An 18696-nucleotide genomic window follows, 5' to 3' on the forward strand; every position below is an offset into this window, starting at 1 on the left:
TTTAAACCGTTCGCTATGATAGTGGCCGGAGTGAAGCTCGTATGTTTTTGCCACACTGAATATCCTTTTGTATTCAAATGGGAAAAGGCTTGTCAGCTTGTCCCTGCTGACGTCACCATGAGCCAACATAATGCCAACATGTCCTAGCAAGTATGCACAGCGCCAGTCGGTTGCCAGATTACTGTCATTGAGATCAACGTGTACTTGTGGATAGCGATCTATCAGCGCATAAAGAAAAGCGTATTCGAGATCACCTGAATGGTTACCGAACACGCTCTTGATTGAGACGCGATTGCTATATTCAATTGCCAGCGGAACAATTTGATCAAACAGCTTCACTGCATCATGGAATGCCTGACGCATGTTTGCGTGATCTAGTTGCGTTCCTCTAACCGTTTGTGTTGCATGAATCTGATCACTATGGAACAGATCTCCCAATTGCTCGATCACAATCTCGTTGTAGCCGTCCATGATGATCTCTCTAAGTTGACTCACCATGTCTTTTAGATCGGCGAATGTTGTCCAGCCAAAATGCAGGTCAGGCAATGGGATGACTAAGTTGCGATCGCCCGATTTCTTCATGCCGTAATTGACCGGAATGATTTTGTCGTTGAATGCTTCAGCCATTTCACTTATCGATAAGCCTTGTTTCGGCTTTACGCGAATATGAATGCTGTACTGCGGAACTGTGCCGTCTTCGGTACTATGCTGCTCATACACTTTGTAGTCGCCTAAGACCATCTCAAACTTATCAGGATCGTATCCACACAACTCCATCAAAGTTCGTGGGTCTTTATTTGGCTCATGCTTGAGTCTCATTAAGGCCGTGACTGTTTGACTACCGTCAGCATTAAGAGCGACTTTTCTATCAACGGGTTGGCTCTTTCTATCTGTTTTCGCTGAATCGTATTCATTCTTGACTGGTTTTTGGAACTCGATCCCAAGCCGTCTTGCCTTGCCTTGAAGCGCATCATAGCTAATACCGAGTTTGTCGGCTGTCTCGCGTCTGGTAAAGCCTTCAGAGGCGAGCTTCCTAATGTCACCGATCTGTTCATCTGTCCATTGCATCTACTCGCCTCCTAAAAATTTAAATTAGATGTCCATTGGGTCGTCATAACACGGCCCTTCTTCCCACCACGATGCAAGACACTTAGCGGATTTTGTTCCTTCATGGTATTCCTTGTCTAGTTCCATTGTGACTACGTTGTCATATCCATGAATTCTAGTTGATAGATAATCATCTAGCTTGGCTTTATCAGTTGTAGCAAATACAGCATCGGCCTCTCCGGTTCCGCCTTCCCATTGATCTGCGTCCCCGGTCTCACATACAACCAAGTATAGTTTCATGTTCTTACCTCCTGAAATATGTATAAAAATAGCACCTCACATGAAGTGAAGTGCCATAGTCCGGTGCCTACTCCTAGGGCTTCCCAGACTTGATCCAATGCAACTGGCAGGAGTCGAACCTGCCCGTCGGAACGTCTTCCGGGTTCCCAATAGCCGAAGCTTCAGTTGCTGCTCGCTCTCCCAGTGTCAGATGGGGTCATCGCAAGCTGTGTCCGGTCGCTAAACTGGACAATGTGGCATGCGGGAATCGAACCCGCCTGACTATCACGGTCAGTCCTCATTGCCACGCCTTGCCACAGCTTTATCATCACTGTGGCTCGGAGGAAAAACGCGGTGTCTCAGGTTTCTCACCTTTGGCACAATACAATAATAAGGCGGAAAAACAGTTGAAAGGTCTCACAAAGGTCTCATCTCGATTTCAACCAATGGACAAATCTCAGCGAATGCGATTAGCGCTTCTCGTTTTGTTCGATAATACTGGGCTTTTGATAAAAACAGCTTGTCCATTATTTGCTGGTCACTGTATCGTTTGGTTAAGTAAGAACTTGTTAGTATAAGCCGATGATTCGCTGAATCCAGAGATTCAATAGCACCTTCACAGCACGCTATATAGTACAGCTCGTCAGCGTGCGATACGAGCTTTTCCTCGGCTTTGTTGCCATAGCTTGGTGACTTTGGCATGCCGTCCATCACGGGGCTTCTGAGCGCTATTTTGGTGCGTTGAGCGAGCCGCTTGTGATGCCAGTAGTTCCCCAAGACCTCTTTGGCGTTTTCAATTGTTTTGTCATGATCAATTGGGCTAAAATATCTCGTTGCTCGCACCACTGCGTCCACTCCTTATGGTATAATTAAATTTGTAAAAGTTTGGGGGATAAGCGTGCCGTAATGGTGCGCTTTTTTATTTGCTTTCAGAAGGCCGAATGAGTTCCCATGGATCAATCCCAGCTCCATATGCGATTTTGTCCAAAGTGTTGAGTGAAACACTGCCATTCCCAGATATTGCATATTGAAGCGTGGTGATGGGTATTCCGATCTCTTTTGCATATGTGGCTTGTGTCATGCCCAAATCGTATATATTCTTCCTAAGGTTTTCGGCCAATGATCGTTTGCTGTCCAAGCTGTTCACCTCCTAATGTTTTACCCAAATGCGACATTCCATAGCAGTTTTAAAATCCAACAGCCAACAAGTACCAAGATTGCTGTCAAGAATGCACAGCCTACGAAACAGCCACCAAAAATTCCAACCTGTGCAATCCTTTCTGGCTTTGATTGATGGTCATCTATCATTCTCTTCATCTCCGTAATCATTAGGCCTACAGTATCAATCAAAGTATTGTCTGTACCATCTTTTTTCCTCCCACGTAACCTTGTGCTTATCGAAAGGGCGCGTGCCTAGAACCACATAGCCATCACGTTGACCATAATCAGTGATGAAGGTAACAATTACTTTGGCTCTGCGTCCCGTGTACTTTGTCCCATCAAATTCTCGAAGCGATAGCACCGATCCAACTTTATATTCGCGATCGTTCTTGCGGATCTCAAAGTTCTTTTTGCCTTCTACCTGTGCCTGAAAATACTCTGGCAATATTTTCAGCGAGATCACGTTACTTTTCATGTTGTGCCACCAATTTATCTAAGGTATCTATAGCTTCCTTCACTGAACAACTGGCCTTCCACACAAGCCAGCCAAATCCAGTCGATGTCTTCTTCACAAGCCGTGCTTTGGCACGTTTTGAGGCCCTGTGCCGATCATTCATTTCATTTTCCTCTTTTCCAGTTAGCCCACATCCACATTGCAGCACCCGTAGTAAGCAACATGACGGCAATCATTGCTTTCCCTCCATCTCATCGTCTTCTTCATCATCTTCATAGTCAGCAATTACCAGTGCATCATATGAGTACTGATCGCTTCCGGTGTAGCTTAATTTAGCTTGTGGATGTAATTTCAAAAAAAGGTTCACACTGTCAACGTCTACACTTGATCTAAGCTCAAACACGCTTATCTTTCTCGTCATCGCCTTCACTCCCATCTTCATTTTCGGTGTACCAGTCGTCACTGTTTAATAGCCAATAGCTTATCTCCCTGGCTTGCTTGTACATTGGGTCAACACGTGCAGTCATCGCGTCAGTCGTCCATTTAGACCAGGCAATGTCGTGCAATAACTTAGTTGCAAGTTCAGCCTTTGCACACAGTTCGCCTTGAAGATAAGCGTCAACGTACTTGCTTTTACTCATGCTTTCCCTCCAGTAACTCCGGATTCTCAAATATGTTGCCGATGACCTCGTATGTTCGATTAACATCATTGTTCCAGATGCTATATTTTTCCCCATCTACCAATTTGTATTGAAACATTGGGCGATAATCACCATACTGAACTACACCAATCTTAGGAATCTCGTATTTCATTTTAGGGTGAGCGACAATAATATCGCCTTCGTAGATTTCTCGGCCGTTCTTGTCATGCAGGCCGGTGTACTGCATTAAATGGGCTTCTTCGTCAATTAGTTCAATGCCATTTTTGCCATCATCAGCAGTTACCCAAATACGGCCATCAATATCCCATTCAATATTACTGACTGGATACATTTTGTGGTTGTGACTGCTATACGCTCTGAACTTAATCTCTCGTTTCATTTCTCCGCCTCTATTCTTTTAGTAACCACTTGACCAGCTTTTCACCTGACCAAAGAACGAACCATACAACTGTCCCTGCACCAATTACGAAGATCAAGATAGTCAATGATTTAACTATTCCAAATTCGATAAAAGGCTTAACAACCCAATCCCAAAGGAAACTGGCAAATCCGTAAATGATGATGCCCGTCCAAACTGCTAAAATAATATAGGCAATGGCGTGCTTGATCTTTTTCTTCATTTCTCCGGAAACAATGTCAATTGAGTCAGGGCTGATTCCTGCATTTGTGAGTTCTTCTCGATCAAGCTTCTTCACATCCTTGAATAAGGGCACATCTGGCCAGTGCTTTTTTAAAATCATGCGCGGATAGTCTGCATACTCACACAAACCAGCTACTTCAATTCCAGCCATTTGTTCAGCCAATGCGATGCCACCAATTCCTGCAAATAGTTCTAGTGATCTCATTTTGCGTCCTCTTATTTTGCGCTGACTGACTTCACAGCCTGATCGGAATAGTCCTTGATGCTCTGTGCGTCTTTGATTGCCTGTGATAAGTCATTGTTTGCCTGTTTGGCGGCTTCTAACTGTGATGTAAGGTCATTGATGGTCTTCTGCTTAGCATCGACCTCAGGCTGCTGCTGGCGTGGTTCAGGCTGATATACAGAAACATCTAGGCCTCTGACAGGAACTAACCACTTCATTTCAACCTCTACAGGGTCATTCGCCTCAGCTTTGAAGTGGATCTTTTCAACCTGTCCAACCTCAATGCCATTCACAAAAACTTTGCCGTTTTGAATTCGTAGGCTATTCATCATGATTTTTCTCCTTAATCGATTTCTTCGACTTCAACTCTCGGGTTAGCTTTGTCAATAAAGAACCGATCTCGCAGTTCTACAATGTGATCCCAATTATCGTTTTCTAAAAATTCAGCCTTTTGCATGCCGTCGAAGATAAACTTATGCTGAAACGCGATGTTGTCCGGGTCTGTTCGCTTGTCATACCAGTACCAGTCGAAGCTTAGAGGTTTCCCCCATTGAAATTTCACGCCCTGATTCATCGCTTTTCTCACAGCCAACATTACCGTTTCCGTTGCTTGTTTCTTGACTTTTGCTCCGCCAAACATGTTGCCTCGTTCAACCTTGATGTACTGGTTAAGAGTCATGAGGGGCAATGGAATAATAATCCTGTTCACGCTGGCTTCACGTCCTTCAGATAGTATTGACGTTGCTTGCCATCAACCATCTCAACCGTTGTGATTAACTCTTTGGGGGCCTTGCCATCAAAAGCAACTGGCTTGTTGATGTCTTGGCTTGCACCTCTGGCGTTGTATCGTTCAACCCTGATGATTCGTGCCACACCGCCAAGATCACGCACGCCCATGAATACTCGATCAGGAACCACAACCAGATCACCGACCATCATTTTTGTTTTAATTGCTTGCATTTGAAGATTCCTCCTGTAGTTCCTTGTATTCTTCCTCGCTAATTGGCTGTTTTAGTTTTTCTAGCGATATCCCCATGGCTTTAGCTATCTTTGTAAGTGTGATCATCATTACCTCTTTGCCACTAAGGAAACTAACAATCGTGATGCGGCTCACACCAGCAATCAAAGCAAAACGGTACATTGGCAAGCTGGGATGATCGTCAAGAAAGTTACGAAGTCGTTCACGTGCCCAATCTTGGCCTGCATTGTTAGTTTCGTCCTCATGCTCAATCATGCTTTTGCCTCCTCAAAATTTTTGTTTAGGTAAGTTCACATTTAGCTTTTTCAGATATCCCCGCCAAATGTCGTATGTGTTTTGGCAGTATGCTCGCGTTACTGGATCAGTTTCTTTTGTTGGTAGATATGCGCTAGTTTCTCCATAATATTCTGACTCAGCCGTCTCTAAGGCATCTGTCAAGGTAACGTACGCCCACTGGTACCAAAACTTCTTCATATCAGCATCGGCTTGTTGCGCCTTTTTTAGATATTCCATGGCTTCATCAAGCTGCAGAATGATGAACAGCGAGTATTGATAATGTCCCTCCTGCATGTACTCATTGAACTCTTTAAGGGTCATAGTTGGATAAGCCATTTCAATACGCCACCTTAAACTGCAACTTTGGTGCGAAAAAGCGAAAATCAATGCTTCCAAGTGCTCCTTCACGATTTTTGGCAATTGTTAAAGTCACAGTACGGATATCTGATTTTTCGTTCTGCCGGTCACTGTTCCAAAGGAATCCAACTGCATTGCTATCTTGCTCAATTGATCCCGACTCTCGTAAATCTGAGAGTACCGGTTGCTTGTCCTGACGATTCTCAATACCTCGTGATAATTGACTAAGCAAAACAATCGGGATACCAAGCTCGTTGGTCAGCACTTTGAATTGACGGGTGATCTCTTCGATTTGCAGACGGCGATCGGCTTGGCTACGAACACCAATCAGCCCGAGATAATCAACAATCGCAAGGTAGCCTTTATCTGCATCAGCGGCTCGCTGCCGCATTGTTTTGACGATCTGCGGTAATTCCACCTGCTTGTCGTAAAGCTGCAAGTGATAGTCTTTAAGGACGTTCCCTGCCTTTTCAACCTCAACCTTCTCAGCATCGCTTAGACTTTTCTGTGGGTTGATGAATTTACCAGCACTGATACCAGTCTTGCAGGCCAACAAGCGGTTGTAGTTTTCTGCATTTGACATTTCAAGTGAAAACATATCAACTGTCAATTCCGGCTGCTGTTTCAAAGCCTCAATGATGAGATTAACCGCGAATGCTGATTTACCGACACCAGGGCGCGCACCAATCGTCAACAAACGTCCCGGCATCAAACCACCACCCAGAATGTTATTAAGAGTGAAGTACGTTTTAATCCCATTGTCAGTAGCACCGTGTATCATTTTGTCTTCCATGGCCGCAGCCAAGTCAGCAATGCTACTTTCAGTTACCGTCTGACTGGCAGCAGTAGCATTCTGTGAGGCAACCATCATTGCGGTAAGATTGTCCTCGCTTGGTTCTTCCGAGTACGCTTGTGCTGTTTTAATGAGCTGACTACGGAAATAATCCCGTTTTAGCTTGCCTATCCACCAGTCAAAGCGTGAGGTGCCAAAATCGCTGGTCATAATGTATTGCCAATCTGTTACTGACATCACGCCAGGATGAGCTGTATCAAAACCATCCTGTAATTCCAGCGTGTCAACGTCACCTGGCAACTTGTTCATATAGGCAACTAATGCAGCGTACTGCTGGCTGTTAAACCATTTAGGATCAATCCATTCAGACTTGATGAGTTCCGGCTTCGTATATAAGCCATACATGACATGCGGTTCAGGATTGCTAGGGTCATAAAGCTTTTTCGTCAAGCTTGTTGCCTCCCTTCATCGTATTCAGCAATGTAACGTTTAGCATCTTCTGGATTGATTGGAATGCCCTGCGCTTGGATTTCTTCAAGCACTCGTTCAGGACTGTTGTAGTCGATATACATTGCAATAGCAGTTTTCTTGGGATCGAACTTAGGCTTTCTAGCTTCCTGCTCATTTCGTTCTTCCTTTACGACCTCAAGGTAATCGTTCCATGCCTCTTGGTTGAAGAAAGTGCTACCGTCTTTGACAAACTGCTTCTCTGTGCCTTTGCTATTGATTAGCTGTCGATAAGCCACAATGCCATCCTGAATTTGTTTGTTGGTAGCAGGGTTCTTCTTTCTACTCATTGCTCGTTTGTAAGCAGCTAATGCTGGCTTCTTGCCGATCTTCTTTGGATACAGTTTCCAGAGCTTTTCAAAGTCACTCTCTAACGTGCTGGATGCACGTATGTTTTTATTAATACTTGTATTATTATCTGTCCGATTTTTCGGTATACCCTTGTCCGATTTTTCGGTATACCCCTGTCCAGTTTTTGGGTATACCGCACTAGATAATGTGATATATCTTTTATCAATTTCTTTGCTATCTGGCTTAAATGTTACATTGCGAATGATGTAGCCATACCTCTCTAACGCTTGCATCCAAGCCTGCACTGTGGAACGACTGACACCATATAATCGGCAGAAGTAGTCATCACTAGCCCAACATGAGCCACTCTTATTAGCTAACGCCGTGATTTCACCGTATAATAATGGTGCTTTGCTTGGCAGACGTGTATCATATCGAACATCTGATGGGATGATTGTGTAGTAACCTGGTTTCTCATTCATGATCGTCACCGCCTTCTTAGAATGGAAGATCATCATCACTGATATCGAGCGGCTGGCCATTATTAGCAAACGAATCTGTGGAATTCGCTCGCGAAGCATTTTGAGTCGTTTGACTCGCATTAGTGGTACCTGTTGCTGATGAATTGGCTGTTTGCTGTGATTTAGGGATGTTCTGAGACGCCTGTCGTGATTCAAGCAAAGCAAAATTCTCAACAATGACCTCAGTCACGAATACTTTCTGGCCTTGCGCGTTATCATACGTACGTGTTTGGATATGACCTTCGATGCCAACAAGTGAACCCTTGTGCGTGAAGTTGGCAAAATTCTCGGCAGACTTACGCCAGATGGCACAATTGATGAAGTCAGTTTCTCGTTCCCCATTTGCGCTACGAAATTGGCGATCAACAGCAATCGTAAATGAACCAACCGCTGTTCCGCTTTGCGTATAGCGAAGATCAACCGGTTTAGTTAATCTGCCTGTTAAAGCAACTGAATTAAGCATTTTTAGTCTCCTTTTTATTCGGTACTTGTTTTGTAATGTGGCTGAATTCGTTTAAGTTCGTCAGCTGTCAGCTTGATTGGCTTAATGTGATATTTTTGGATAAACGACATGAGTCCGATCGTGTGCTGCTCGACATGATGAATGCGGCATAGGCTCATGTACCTGAACTTTGTTTCGTCAATCTTGTTACGATTGCGTCCCATGCCAACTGCCTCGTAATGTGCCAAGTCAGCGGGCTTTCCGCAGATAACACATTTACGGAAACGGAGGCAGAACCATTGGCGCGCATAGTCGTTTGGTATCATATCCCACGTGCGCGTCTTGAATGGCACATCGTTGCGGAAACAAAACTCTAAGATCACGTAGATCATGTTGCTGGCAGTTGTCATCGAACAGTCACTCAGTGAATATGGTTCAATTGCAAAAATCTCACGCGTATACGACTTCATGAGGCATTCGATCATGTCCACCGTGTCACCGTTCCAGTCTGATATGTCATGCATCAGGGCAAATATCTTTTTGCGTTGGTCTGGGCTGATATGGCGCCCGTCCTCGACTTCTAACTCAATCGATGGTCGTTTACCCGCGGCAAGCTTAGACAGCGTATACAAGCTCACAGAGTCATCAGCAGTGATAGTAATCTGCTGGCCTGAAAGCTTATCCAGCCTGCCGTTTATCTTCATGCTCATTCACGTTCGCCACCTGCCAACTTTCTGAGTTCTGCTTCAAGCAAGTTTTTGACACCAGCAGCGGCTTTAGGAGTTAATGTTTCAACACTCGTTGCTTTGCTGCCGAATTTTGCATTCGCTAAGCCTATCCATATTTCAGCAAGTTCATTAACCGTTTTTGGCTTTGGCTCGCCTTTTTTGTTAGTGGCCGGCAAAGCTTTAAACTGTTGAACCATCATGTCTTTGATAGCTTTAACGGTTGCGTGATCAAGAATGGCACTTGGCCGAATAGACTGCTTGTTTTTGGTTATTGGACCATTGCTTGCTGAGCTGTCATTTGCATCAGGGTCAGAGTCTTCGGTGTCAGTGATGTTGAACATCTGCTTATAAAAATACTTTTGCGCTGAAGTGCTGGCCTTGACCATGGCTTTTTCGCCAGTGTCCTGACCGCTGCCCGGGATGGTAAATGTCATCTCATCATGACCGTCAGTGACAGTGAATGTTCCCATCAAATCAACAAAGTGATTATTGCCACCTTTGCCCGTTGTGCGATCATACTGGTTGACAATCTCATAACTGAATTTGATGACCAGACCGGCTTTGATCAGTGCTGGTTTCACAGCATCTTTGATGGCGCCTTCGCTCTGAAAACTATAATGTTGAAACGAGTTCTGACCATCTTTCTTGATAACACCAACAGCCTGCTGTGCTATCAAAATGCGGTCAACAAGAGACAGACTGTCTTTTACCGTGTCATTTTCTTTCTCGGCCATTACTTAGCCTCCATGCTGATAAATTCAATGCCTTGTTTTGTCATAAAATCCGCTACGCTTTTAGCTTCATCAAAAGTGCCAACAACCTCGAATCCGTAGTGTTTGACTTCTGGCTGCTTAACCACTTCACCGGTGTTGGTATCAACAACTTTGTCACCAACCTTTTTCTGATGCAGTGCATCAATCGCGGCTTGCGCTTCGGCACGTTTCTTAGCTTGTTCAGCCTCACGCTTTTGCCGCTCAACATAGGCATCAATGCGAGCCATAACATCTAGCTGTGAAGCCCCTTGATCAATCTGTGCAACCCACCCACCAGCATCTAAGCCCGTGGCTTCTGCATATTTGGTAACAGCCTTCTTGGCTGCTGCAAGATCTGCACGCTGTTTGACAATATAATCAGCTGCATCTCCGATTTGCCGCGTGCGTTCAAGCTTACTTAGGCTTTTGTTGAGCCACTTGTCGTTGAACTCGATGTCTTTTGGGTCAATCCCACGTGACTGTGCAATTTCTGTAATGTCATCAAGTACTTGCTCTTTACGTTGTTCGGCGTCTAATCGTTCTTGTTCTTTGATCCCATCGTTGATGGCTGTTTCAACCGCTGAAATATCGCTAATCATGCCATCGATGACGGATTTGAACGCATCGTACGGTTTGTTGTATTCGCGTTTTATTTCAATACGTTTGTCATTAAGCGCTTTTGACAGCTTGCGCAAGTCAGAACGAGACGCTGTCGCCTCTTTCAAAGTTCCTTCAGTGATTACAAGTCCACGGTATTTTTCGGCATATAGCTTGATATTGGCCGCAAGCTCGTCTGCATGTTGTAGAGTCAGCACCGATGGCTTATAATCAACTTTGAAGTCAGTAAGTGACAATGTGTTATTTTGCATTATGAATTTCCTTTCTATCAGTCGTTGGCGTGCGGGCCAGCGGCTTTTTTCATGGCTTGTTTGATAATAAATAGGATTGCGTGTGCACCATCTTCTTGACCCATCGCATACGTTTGATGAGGGTCTGTGTTGGTAGGACCATAATCAGCAGCAACCTTGTGATATGCCGCGATCTGACGATCTGATTCGGCTAAAATGCGTTCGTATTCCTCATTGGTCATCACGTCATCCCCTTAGTTTTGCTAGTCGTGCACGCAGCTTCTCATTCTCGGCAAGCAGCATCTTTGCAATTGGTGTGTGGTTGCCGCGCATAATGTCTAACGTCAATTTGTTATGCTCTTTCAGCAAATCACCAATGGTACGTTCTGCTTCATTCAATCCATTGCCTCCAATTTCCGCTGTGGCCTAAGCAGTGACCCACGATCACGCCGAAGCCGCCAGCAATTAGTAAATATCCAATCATTGTTTGTCCTTCTCTCTAAGCGACCTTGAAATCTCTGGGAACCATTTGTCTAAGAAGTCGAGCCATGGTTTCGGATGAAACAGATACCCCTTTTTGCCAGGCGGTGGATATGAAACCACGGTATCTTGCAAGAACTTGTGGAAGCGTGGGACGTTCAAGATATTGTTAACTACCCACGTGTTGTTATGTCCTTCGACATAGCTTGTTGCAGTGGTGAGTGTCCACATGCCTCGTGCTGCTAGCTTGCGTTTTAACTCTTGGTTCTCCTTGATCATCTTTGCCAGTTCTTCTTCTTCAACCGCTAAATACTTTTTACTTGAAATCTGATCATCTTCAACAACCTGCAACAGTGGCATGGCATTTCCTCCTTTCCTGTAGTCGAATTATTGGCCTTCCCCAGCCATTCGGTTGCGTAAGTTGGTAAGCCGTGTGCTCAAGCTGTATCCGCCTCGTTGTTCGACATCTTTGTAGATATCTTTCCGTGTGGCTTGATAATCGTCTCCTCTCATATGTGCGATCTTAGTAATGATGTCCCGAGTTGCTCGGCGCCAGTCCATTGTGGAAATACTTACGATGTCACTGATGGCATTTACTTTTGCATCAACTCGATTCAAGCGTCGCTCTTGTGCGGCTAGCGCTTGCGTAGCTGCAACAGCCGCCCGTGTCGCTGGACTTAGACCGGTCATATCGTGATGTGCCTGCTTATCAATTTCGATAAAATATTGACGCGCTTGCTTGCCTCGATCGGTTCGCTGAATCATTGCAACTTCCTTGGCCATGTCAAGTGTCATGACATATTCAATGCGTGGACGCCCGCCGCTTGGGGTTTTCACCGAAATCGGGGAAAAGTCTTTGCCTACTTCGAATCCATATTCAGCCATGTCCTTGAACCATGACGAGAAATCTTTGCCAACTTCCAAGAAATCGTGCAGCTCGCGACCGCTTACTGCGATCGTTCCATCATCACGTGTGATGGTCTTAATTAGTTCGTTCATATCTATACCGCCTCCTTTACCGGGTACTTCGGTTTTTCCGAAGTTGGTGACAAAAAAATATCCCCAACCGAAATCCCTAAAGCCTTTGCAATAGCCTCTAAGTTCTTATAACTGGCTCCGCGAAGACGATCAATATCACGCTCATAGTTATTAATCGTTTTCACTGTTAAGCCAGACTCAGTCGCCAGCTCATTGACTCGCATGTCTCGAATTCCGCGCCATTGACGAAGCGTGAATTTCTCAGATTTTTCATTCATTGCTGTTTCCTCCTTTCGTTCTTTATGTCTATATAATACGTTTCGGTTTTTCCGAAGTCAAGAATAAAATTCTGTTTTTCCGAAATTAAATTCGGAAATATATTTACGTTTTTCCGAAGTGGTGTTATACTGTTCCTATAGAAATAAGGAGGAACTTGACATGTTTGCAAAAAATCTAAAGTATCTGCGCGCAAAACGCGGCTATGATCAGCAGACATTCGCTGAAATGATCCACCGAAGCGTTTCTACCGTAGTGAATGGGAGTCTGGCAAGTATACTCCAAAAGCGGGAATCCTTGCTGATATTGCCAATATGTTCGGTGTAAAGTTAGACGACATGATGAATAAAGACTTGTCGAAGAGTGCTGACAACACCGTGATTGAGAAAACTACAAATACAATGCGGAAACTCCACCCTGAACGTCAGCAAAAAGTCTACACGTACGCGGAAAAGCAGCTCAATGAACAGCAAAATCCAGACAACGTTGTCAGCTTAGATGAAGCACGTGTAGAACGTAATCTCGATGAACCAGAGTTCAATGTTGAGGTTGATGGTATTGTGGCCGCTGGATATGGTGCCTTTAATGATGATCGCGATGAACCAATGGACACAGTTAAGATTCCAGACAGTGCTATTCCGTCTCACTACGATTACTGTTTTAAAGTTGTCGGCGATAGTATGTCTCCCTACTACGAGGATGGCGAATTTGTCTTTGTTCAGAAAACACAAGATGTTACTAACGGTATGATCGCTGTAGTTGACATTGATGACATGACATTCATCAAGAAACTGATTTTTGAAGAGAACCGTCTCTGTCTTCGGTCATTGAATGATGACGTAGATGAAGAAACTGGCGAACGTATCTACCCAGATTTCTACGCTGACGACACAGACAATATTGAAGTGATTGGTAAAGTTGTCGGGTCATACGCATTTAAATAATCTTACGTCCAAACCCTGATCGACGTTAAAAGCTGGATTTTTTGGAGGGGAATAATGGAACCACTTATCTTAATTGCCTTTTTGGGATCGTTCCTATTGGCTGCAATATTTGGCACATTGTCTATAGTTCAAAGAAAGGATCCGAGAAAACTAAAGCGGAACCTTATTATTACCGCATTGTCGGCTGTAGCATTTATTGCAATCTTTTTTTGGATTGGCACCTACTCGGGAGAAAGCAACAGGTCAGCTGCGTCTAGTTCGTCTTCAAAAGCTGAATCGTCAAAGGCAAAATCGTCGCAAGAAGATGATGACAGTTACGAAGACACTGATAGCGATGACTCTGATGATGAAGAATCATCAAGCACAGAAACATTCAACGCAAATGACTACAACACTGGGATCACTTATGAACAGTTGGCACGGACTCCAGACGACTACAAGGGCAAGAACATCACTTTAACGGGCGAAGTTATTCAAGTCGTTGAGGGTGACGATGAAACTGATTTGCGTGTTGCAGTTGATGGTAATTATGACAATGTAATTATGGTCGGTTATGATCCAGATATTATGAACGGCTCTCGCATTCTAGAAAATGACAAGATCACCTTCTATGCTGAAAGCTTGGGTACCACCACTTACAAATCTACCATGGGTGGCAAAATCACAGTTCCATTGGCTTTGGCCAAGAAGATTGATGACGCCGGAACTGCTCCCGACGACTATGGTGATTAGTTCCTTCCCCCACACAAGCGGCGTCCCCGTGCAAGCCGGAGAGTGGGGCTTGTATCGCATACCAATAAAGAAGGTGATCCATCATGCTAAAAAAAGATAATTGCCATCTTACTCATTGTTTTGTTGGCTGGTGCAACAACAGCCTGCGCTAGTGACCAAGACGATGATCAAAATGTCGAGCAGTTTAACTGAGTGTTGGCTGGATACAAAAAAATCCCCGGCCGCTGTGGCCGAGGAACAGTTGTTTCTGTCAAACGTAACTACTGTCGCAATTTGGCTGTTTTTATAGCATCTGGTGTCAATTGAATCCAGTGAATATATTCACCGTCCGAAAGATCGACAAGCGCCTTGCCAGATAGCAAAGCTGCTAGCTCATCAGCTCCAATGTTCGGAGTATCTGAAAACGCTGAATAGAAAAATTTAGTTTCAGGAAGATCCCACACATCGTTAGAATCACTGACAATTTTAATATTACTATTTTTTACCGTCACGAAAGGCCACCTCAATTCATGAAGAAAAAACAAAAACGTGTTAAACGCCCACAAGGAGAAATTAACCAGAGATTTGACGAGCAATTGTCTTACTTAAGCTATGCAGCGGATGGGTATGACACTCAGGATCACTCTCTCATAAAAATGGCCACCGCTCCTCTACGAACACTTTTTCTAAAGCAGAACATGGGGGAACCACTGATTGAGCAACTGAAAATTGATCCGGAAAAAACGGATTTTATGTCTTCTGTAGCTCTAGGAGAAGGAACAGTGATTTACGGTGGCCCAGTATTAGCTGGATGGAGCAAAGAAAAACCACCGGAATTGCCCAAACCCGAGTATTTACCGCTTTGCTATAATCCTTCAGCAAATATTTTACACCCTATCCCGTTAAAAAAATGGTGGAATGGAAGGTTACTTGTATTCCAAGACCATATCATAACTCGCCAAGATATCGTCAGATATGTTGCTAATCAAGACGGTGGAGCGCATGTGGACCGAACACTTATCAAAGAATACGATGATCTACTACGCGGAATGTATTCTGCCAAGATTGTTCGAGATAACCTGCCGAAAGACATAAAAAATATGCATCTAGCATTACTCCGTCAGCTTGTCGACGAGACTATGAAAAGCTTTCAAAAATTGGGGCTATTTCCACAAAATGTCACGTATGATAGTGGCTCTAACAAATACCAGCAAGCTTACCTTCTATCTGATCCAATGATAGCACATATTTGCTCGTTAAACGAGACCACGTCATTGTCCAATACTATTAAAATAGCGTCTACCCTTCAAACCTTGGCCGGTCTGGGTAGACGCCAAACAATTACTCGGAGTCATAAGGCTCTTTGCATACTAAATTTTACCAGAAAAGGAGGAAGATTGCATGGCACAAATCTCAAAAACCGCGAATGGGTCCTGGGCGTTTCGTGCATCCACCGGCAAAGATGACATAAGGCGGCAGGTATACAAGTCGGGGTTTAAAACCCGGCGCGAAGCAACAATTACCGCTGCCAAAATAGAAGAAGAACTCGACTCGGGAAAGATTGTCAGTGATCCGACATTTGCAGACTACTTCGACAAGTGGATTGAGGCTTACAAAATTGGCCGCCATTCAGAAGTCACTGACGAATGGTACACGATTGTCGCCGGTTACATCCGAGAATACTTCAAAGATACCAAGCTCTCAGTCATCGATAGAACCGCCTATCAGGCGTTTCTGGACTGGTTGGGTACAAATCCTCGTAAGCGAAGCGAGCAGCCCCTATCACGCTCCACAGTATCTCGTGTGAACTCCTACGTGCGAGCCGTGTTGAAAGATGCCATTGAAGATGGCCTAACCAAACATGACTTCACTCGTCGTGCCATCATTTCTGGAAAGCCTGCTAAAGATCCATCCGCTAAATTTCTTTCTGTGGAAGAATTCAAGCATGTTATTGAGATTGCTGACCGCCATGCAGACCTATCCCATCTGAGCAACTACGTCGTCTTGATCATGGCTTACACAGGAGCGAGATTTGAAGAAGCAATTGGTATCAGCTGGGACCGCGTCAATTTCAAGGAACAGACAATTACTATCGATCGTTCTTGGCAGTATAAGAAGCGGAAACAGCACGATAATTTCGGCGGGCTGAAAAATGCACAGTCATTGCGCACAGTGCCAATCCCATCCCAACTAGTACTGATCCTGAAACGTCTACGAAAAGAACAGCAAGAAAATGCACTCAAAGATGGTTACCGAGACTCAGACAACTTGGTGTGCCGAAATGACTGGCACCGTGTTGTGACCAACGAAACCGTCAACAATACTGTCAAACGCCTTTGTGGCTATGCCAAGACAAAAAATGTCATCACCAGCCACGGCCTCCGTCACTCGCACGGATCGATGCTTCTATTCGCCGGTGTCGATATTATGGCCATCTCGCGACGCCTTGGTCACGCCAGTATTCAGATTACAATGCGTGTCTATTTGCATGAAGTTGATGAGATGAAGCAACGAGACGACAAAAAGATTATTGATGCTCTAAGCACCATTTAAAGGTATACCAATTATTTTTCCAATTTTTGAGGTTGCTGTATCCCTCTCCCCCTATATGTTTGATAGGTATGTGTGCAATTGTGTGCAATAACCAATTATTTTAGCCGTTTTTTCGGCTCCATTGCACACAAATTGCACAGTAACGAAAAGTGAATTCTTAGTTTCAAAAAAATAAGCCCTCCACCCGCGTTAGCGAGCAGAGGACTTTTTTGTAATATGCTTAAAATGGATTGATCGAACTAATGCCGATCTGCAAACGATCAAGCGGTTCTCCAAACAAGCCGGCATATGTGTCTGTGTACTGTGGCAAACTCGTGCCATCATCACATACAACGCCGAGCCAGCCAGCCCGTTGTGTCGTCTGACTGCGGTAATACGCTTGCTTGTACGACTCACCAGCAGGAGTAAGAAAGATGATCTGGACTCCATCAATCACTTCGCCAGCATTACCGGCACAGCCGTTGACCGTATCATTGCGATCACCTTTGGTTACCCAAGGCAGCCAACCACTCTTGACTGTGTGAACACGATACTTAACGCTACCATGATCAACTTTGATGTACAGCAGATCGTGCTGATGATTAGGCATACCAGCAAATCCATTGTCACCAGATCCAAAATTAGTAACCTCATCAAGCCAACTGCCACCGAGCAAGTGCAGAGCGTAGGTCGCGTTGACATTACCAGATATAGTTGCTTGTGGCCGCAAACTTTCTGCCGCTGGTGCACTCGGGGACGGATTGACAGTAGTTGTGCCATTAGCCAGATCTGCCGCCAATTTTTCCTTCGTAATACCCCATCGAGCCAGATACCCATATGGATCAGTATGATCACCCCAAATATGCTGCGTTACCCACAAATGAGACTTGATGCCAGGCGTTCCAGCACCGCCAGCGTCCAAACTAGTCGGAATGCCATATTGAGCGGCCATATCACGTGCAAGCTCAATATAAACGGCATAATCCTTCTTGAAAGTTTCGGGATCACTAGTGTGGCCCAATTCAATTTGGACCGGGCTGTTAGCATTTGCCACTGTCCCAGCGCCCCACTGAACATAACCGGGTTCACCAACTTGATAAACCTGCCCGCCATCGCCTACAACAAATGCCGTATAAGCAATTTCAGCAGCAATATTGTTTTTGAAGTAAGCGGCATTTGCACGCGCACCAGATTCAGCACCAACATCATGTAGGATAATGTAAAGTCGATTAGCTACTTGCGATGAACCTTCATTTGCACCCAAAGCAAATTCTTTGTTGATGGTATAACTCATACTATTTTACCTCCTCGTTAGGCTTAACAATTTGATAAACGCCAACGGATGCAAGTCCTGACAGCATTCCTGCCAGCGCATAAGCACCGATTAAGGGAAGATGGCCAAAAGCCATCGCCCAAACGCAGGCCAGTAAAATACCCGTTCCAATTGATAGAACGGGTAGCAGTTTGCCCTCTGCAGGTGTATATCGTTTGAAGATCTCGGTGAAACCAGTAGTGATCGGTGCGATTACAAATGCAATGGCTAGTACCTGAAGTAGTTCATTTTGCATGTCTTAGTTCCTCCAGTTCTCTTATTAACTGTACGTTTTTGTTTTTCAGCTCTTCATTTTCTTCTCGGAGCCTATCGTTGTCTTTATTCACCCGGTCCAGTAAATCCATAGCCTCATCATGTTTGTTCTTACGTTTACCCTCATGGTAGGTCAGATAAGCTACAAGCGTTGAAACGATGGTTGCAATGTATGGAGTAGAATCGACAATGAACTTAGTTATCGCTGCTGTCACGGCTGTCACTCCTTC

The 18696-nt window shown here is 44.6% G+C and carries 33 protein-coding genes and 1 tRNA gene; 4 read left to right on the forward strand and 30 right to left on the reverse strand.

Translation table 11 applies throughout. The annotated features are described in order from the left end of the window. The 26 genes from ACVBDQ_RS16070 to ACVBDQ_RS16195 all read right to left on the reverse strand — a co-directional run. Window positions 1-1068 (reverse strand): GcrA family cell cycle regulator (locus ACVBDQ_RS16070; RefSeq protein WP_446663322.1); only part of this gene is annotated, 1068 nt, incomplete at its 3' end. A 24-nt stretch (window positions 1069-1092) separates the two neighbouring features. After that, window positions 1093-1347: a hypothetical protein gene (locus ACVBDQ_RS16075; protein ID WP_446663323.1), complete on the reverse strand. Its 255-nt coding sequence runs from the start codon at window positions 1345-1347 to the stop codon at window positions 1093-1095. 98 nt (window positions 1348-1445) lie between these two features. Further along, window positions 1446-1516 (reverse strand) — tRNA-OTHER (locus tag ACVBDQ_RS16080). A gap of 227 nt (window positions 1517-1743) precedes the next feature. Further along, on the reverse strand, window positions 1744-2172 hold the full coding sequence (locus ACVBDQ_RS16085) for an ArpU family phage packaging/lysis transcriptional regulator (RefSeq protein WP_040167997.1): 429 nt from the start codon (window positions 2170-2172) through the stop codon (window positions 1744-1746). 73 nt (window positions 2173-2245) lie between these two features. After that, on the reverse strand, window positions 2246-2464 hold the full coding sequence (locus tag ACVBDQ_RS16090; protein WP_446663324.1) for a helix-turn-helix domain-containing protein: 219 nt from the start codon (window positions 2462-2464) through the stop codon (window positions 2246-2248). A gap of 204 nt (window positions 2465-2668) precedes the next feature. Continuing rightward, window positions 2669-2962, reverse strand: a complete 294-nt coding sequence (locus ACVBDQ_RS16095) for a DUF3850 domain-containing protein (protein ID WP_016365725.1) — start codon at window positions 2960-2962, stop codon at window positions 2669-2671. Between the two features lie 211 nt (window positions 2963-3173). After that, window positions 3174-3362 carry a hypothetical protein gene (locus tag ACVBDQ_RS16100; protein WP_446663325.1) on the reverse strand — a complete coding sequence of 63 codons (189 nt, stop codon included), beginning with the start codon at window positions 3360-3362 and terminating at the stop codon, window positions 3174-3176. Next, entirely contained in the window at window positions 3337-3582 is a 246-nt protein-coding gene (locus ACVBDQ_RS16105) for a hypothetical protein (protein WP_446663326.1), read from the reverse strand. The genes ACVBDQ_RS16100 and ACVBDQ_RS16105 overlap by 26 nt, the downstream gene beginning before the upstream one ends. After that, window positions 3575-3982 (reverse strand): YopX family protein, encoded by a 408-nt coding sequence (locus ACVBDQ_RS16110; protein ID WP_446663327.1) that lies wholly within the window; start codon window positions 3980-3982, stop codon window positions 3575-3577. The genes ACVBDQ_RS16105 and ACVBDQ_RS16110 overlap by 8 nt, the downstream gene beginning before the upstream one ends. A 10-nt stretch (window positions 3983-3992) precedes the next feature. Continuing rightward, window positions 3993-4448 carry a DNA cytosine methyltransferase gene (locus ACVBDQ_RS16115; protein WP_446663328.1) on the reverse strand — a complete coding sequence of 152 codons (456 nt, stop codon included), beginning with the start codon at window positions 4446-4448 and terminating at the stop codon, window positions 3993-3995. An 11-nt stretch (window positions 4449-4459) separates the two neighbouring features. Continuing rightward, window positions 4460-4798, reverse strand: coding sequence for a hypothetical protein (locus tag ACVBDQ_RS16120; RefSeq protein ID WP_446663329.1), 339 nt, complete (start codon window positions 4796-4798; stop codon window positions 4460-4462). A gap of 11 nt (window positions 4799-4809) precedes the next feature. Further along, window positions 4810-5175, reverse strand: a complete 366-nt coding sequence (locus tag ACVBDQ_RS16125; protein ID WP_003607027.1) for an endodeoxyribonuclease — start codon at window positions 5173-5175, stop codon at window positions 4810-4812. Further along, window positions 5172-5426, reverse strand: coding sequence for a hypothetical protein (locus ACVBDQ_RS16130; RefSeq protein WP_446663330.1), 255 nt, complete (start codon window positions 5424-5426; stop codon window positions 5172-5174). The genes ACVBDQ_RS16125 and ACVBDQ_RS16130 overlap by 4 nt, the downstream gene beginning before the upstream one ends. Continuing rightward, complete coding sequence (locus tag ACVBDQ_RS16135) at window positions 5413-5700, reverse strand: hypothetical protein (RefSeq protein WP_446663331.1); 288 nt, start codon at window positions 5698-5700, stop codon at window positions 5413-5415. The genes ACVBDQ_RS16130 and ACVBDQ_RS16135 overlap by 14 nt, the downstream gene beginning before the upstream one ends. A gap of 12 nt (window positions 5701-5712) precedes the next feature. Further along, window positions 5713-6057 carry a hypothetical protein gene (locus tag ACVBDQ_RS16140; RefSeq protein WP_003579409.1) on the reverse strand — a complete coding sequence of 115 codons (345 nt, stop codon included), beginning with the start codon at window positions 6055-6057 and terminating at the stop codon, window positions 5713-5715. Window position 6058: 1 nt separating this feature from the next. Continuing rightward, a complete protein-coding gene (locus ACVBDQ_RS16145; protein ID WP_446663332.1) occupies window positions 6059-7321 on the reverse strand; it encodes a DnaB-like helicase C-terminal domain-containing protein in 1263 nt (420 codons plus the stop codon). Beyond that, a complete protein-coding gene (locus ACVBDQ_RS16150; RefSeq protein WP_446663333.1) occupies window positions 7318-8151 on the reverse strand; it encodes a helix-turn-helix domain-containing protein in 834 nt (277 codons plus the stop codon). Before ACVBDQ_RS16150 ends, ACVBDQ_RS16145 begins: the two co-directional genes overlap by 4 nt. A 16-nt stretch (window positions 8152-8167) precedes the next feature. Continuing rightward, window positions 8168-8653, reverse strand: a complete 486-nt coding sequence (gene ssb / locus ACVBDQ_RS16155) for a single-stranded DNA-binding protein (RefSeq protein ID WP_446663334.1) — start codon at window positions 8651-8653, stop codon at window positions 8168-8170. A 14-nt stretch (window positions 8654-8667) separates the two neighbouring features. Then, complete coding sequence (locus tag ACVBDQ_RS16160) at window positions 8668-9342, reverse strand: putative HNHc nuclease (protein ID WP_446663335.1); 675 nt, start codon at window positions 9340-9342, stop codon at window positions 8668-8670. Then, the gene (locus ACVBDQ_RS16165) at window positions 9339-10094 is read right to left on the reverse strand and encodes an ERF family protein (RefSeq protein WP_128521751.1); all 756 of its coding nucleotides are present in this window, start codon (window positions 10092-10094) and stop codon (window positions 9339-9341) included. The genes ACVBDQ_RS16160 and ACVBDQ_RS16165 overlap by 4 nt, the downstream gene beginning before the upstream one ends. Continuing rightward, window positions 10094-10981: a DUF1351 domain-containing protein gene (locus ACVBDQ_RS16170; protein WP_446663336.1), complete on the reverse strand. Its 888-nt coding sequence runs from the start codon at window positions 10979-10981 to the stop codon at window positions 10094-10096. The genes ACVBDQ_RS16165 and ACVBDQ_RS16170 overlap by 1 nt, the downstream gene beginning before the upstream one ends. 17 nt (window positions 10982-10998) lie before the next feature. Continuing rightward, a complete protein-coding gene (locus ACVBDQ_RS16175) occupies window positions 10999-11202 on the reverse strand; it encodes a hypothetical protein (RefSeq protein WP_260187106.1) in 204 nt (67 codons plus the stop codon). A gap of 4 nt (window positions 11203-11206) precedes the next feature. Then, on the reverse strand, window positions 11207-11359 hold the full coding sequence (locus ACVBDQ_RS16180) for a hypothetical protein (protein WP_016375940.1): 153 nt from the start codon (window positions 11357-11359) through the stop codon (window positions 11207-11209). 81 nt (window positions 11360-11440) lie between these two features. Beyond that, a complete protein-coding gene (locus ACVBDQ_RS16185; protein WP_260187170.1) occupies window positions 11441-11800 on the reverse strand; it encodes a DUF771 domain-containing protein in 360 nt (119 codons plus the stop codon). 27 nt (window positions 11801-11827) lie between these two features. Beyond that, entirely contained in the window at window positions 11828-12439 is a 612-nt protein-coding gene (locus tag ACVBDQ_RS16190; RefSeq protein ID WP_446663337.1) for an antA/AntB antirepressor family protein, read from the reverse strand. A 2-nt stretch (window positions 12440-12441) separates the two neighbouring features. Continuing rightward, window positions 12442-12696 carry a helix-turn-helix domain-containing protein gene (locus ACVBDQ_RS16195; RefSeq protein ID WP_005688508.1) on the reverse strand — a complete coding sequence of 85 codons (255 nt, stop codon included), beginning with the start codon at window positions 12694-12696 and terminating at the stop codon, window positions 12442-12444. Window positions 12697-13032: 336 nt separating this feature from the next. Here ACVBDQ_RS16195 and ACVBDQ_RS16200 point away from each other — a divergent pair, with 336 nt between their 5' ends. Then, window positions 13033-13638: a S24 family peptidase gene (locus tag ACVBDQ_RS16200; protein ID WP_446663338.1), complete on the forward strand. Its 606-nt coding sequence runs from the start codon at window positions 13033-13035 to the stop codon at window positions 13636-13638. A gap of 54 nt (window positions 13639-13692) precedes the next feature. After that, a complete protein-coding gene (locus ACVBDQ_RS16205; protein ID WP_129302956.1) occupies window positions 13693-14370 on the forward strand; it encodes a transcriptional regulator in 678 nt (225 codons plus the stop codon). A 260-nt stretch (window positions 14371-14630) separates the two neighbouring features. Here the strand turns inward: ACVBDQ_RS16205 and ACVBDQ_RS16210 are convergent, their stop codons facing one another. Further along, the gene (locus ACVBDQ_RS16210) at window positions 14631-14861 is read right to left on the reverse strand and encodes a hypothetical protein (protein ID WP_012491299.1); all 231 of its coding nucleotides are present in this window, start codon (window positions 14859-14861) and stop codon (window positions 14631-14633) included. Window positions 14862-14879: 18 nt separating this feature from the next. Here ACVBDQ_RS16210 and ACVBDQ_RS16215 point away from each other — a divergent pair, with 18 nt between their 5' ends. Further along, the gene (locus ACVBDQ_RS16215) at window positions 14880-15815 is read left to right on the forward strand and encodes a hypothetical protein (RefSeq protein WP_446663339.1); all 936 of its coding nucleotides are present in this window, start codon (window positions 14880-14882) and stop codon (window positions 15813-15815) included. Further along, window positions 15751-16902, forward strand: a complete 1152-nt coding sequence (locus tag ACVBDQ_RS16220) for a tyrosine-type recombinase/integrase (protein WP_446663340.1) — start codon at window positions 15751-15753, stop codon at window positions 16900-16902. The genes ACVBDQ_RS16215 and ACVBDQ_RS16220 overlap by 65 nt, the downstream gene beginning before the upstream one ends. A gap of 220 nt (window positions 16903-17122) precedes the next feature. Here ACVBDQ_RS16220 and ACVBDQ_RS16225 read toward each other — a convergent pair whose 3' ends face one another. The 3 genes from ACVBDQ_RS16225 to ACVBDQ_RS16235 all read right to left on the reverse strand — a co-directional run. Continuing rightward, window positions 17123-18175, reverse strand: a complete 1053-nt coding sequence (locus tag ACVBDQ_RS16225; protein ID WP_446663341.1) for a peptidoglycan recognition protein family protein — start codon at window positions 18173-18175, stop codon at window positions 17123-17125. A gap of 1 nt (window position 18176) precedes the next feature. Then, complete coding sequence (locus ACVBDQ_RS16230) at window positions 18177-18449, reverse strand: holin (RefSeq protein WP_345939934.1); 273 nt, start codon at window positions 18447-18449, stop codon at window positions 18177-18179. Continuing rightward, on the reverse strand, window positions 18439-18696 hold a 258-nt coding region (locus ACVBDQ_RS16235), incomplete at its 5' end, for a hypothetical protein (RefSeq protein WP_446663342.1). The genes ACVBDQ_RS16230 and ACVBDQ_RS16235, both read right to left, overlap by 11 nt.

The organism is Geobacillus sp. CCR (assembly GCF_052906625.1).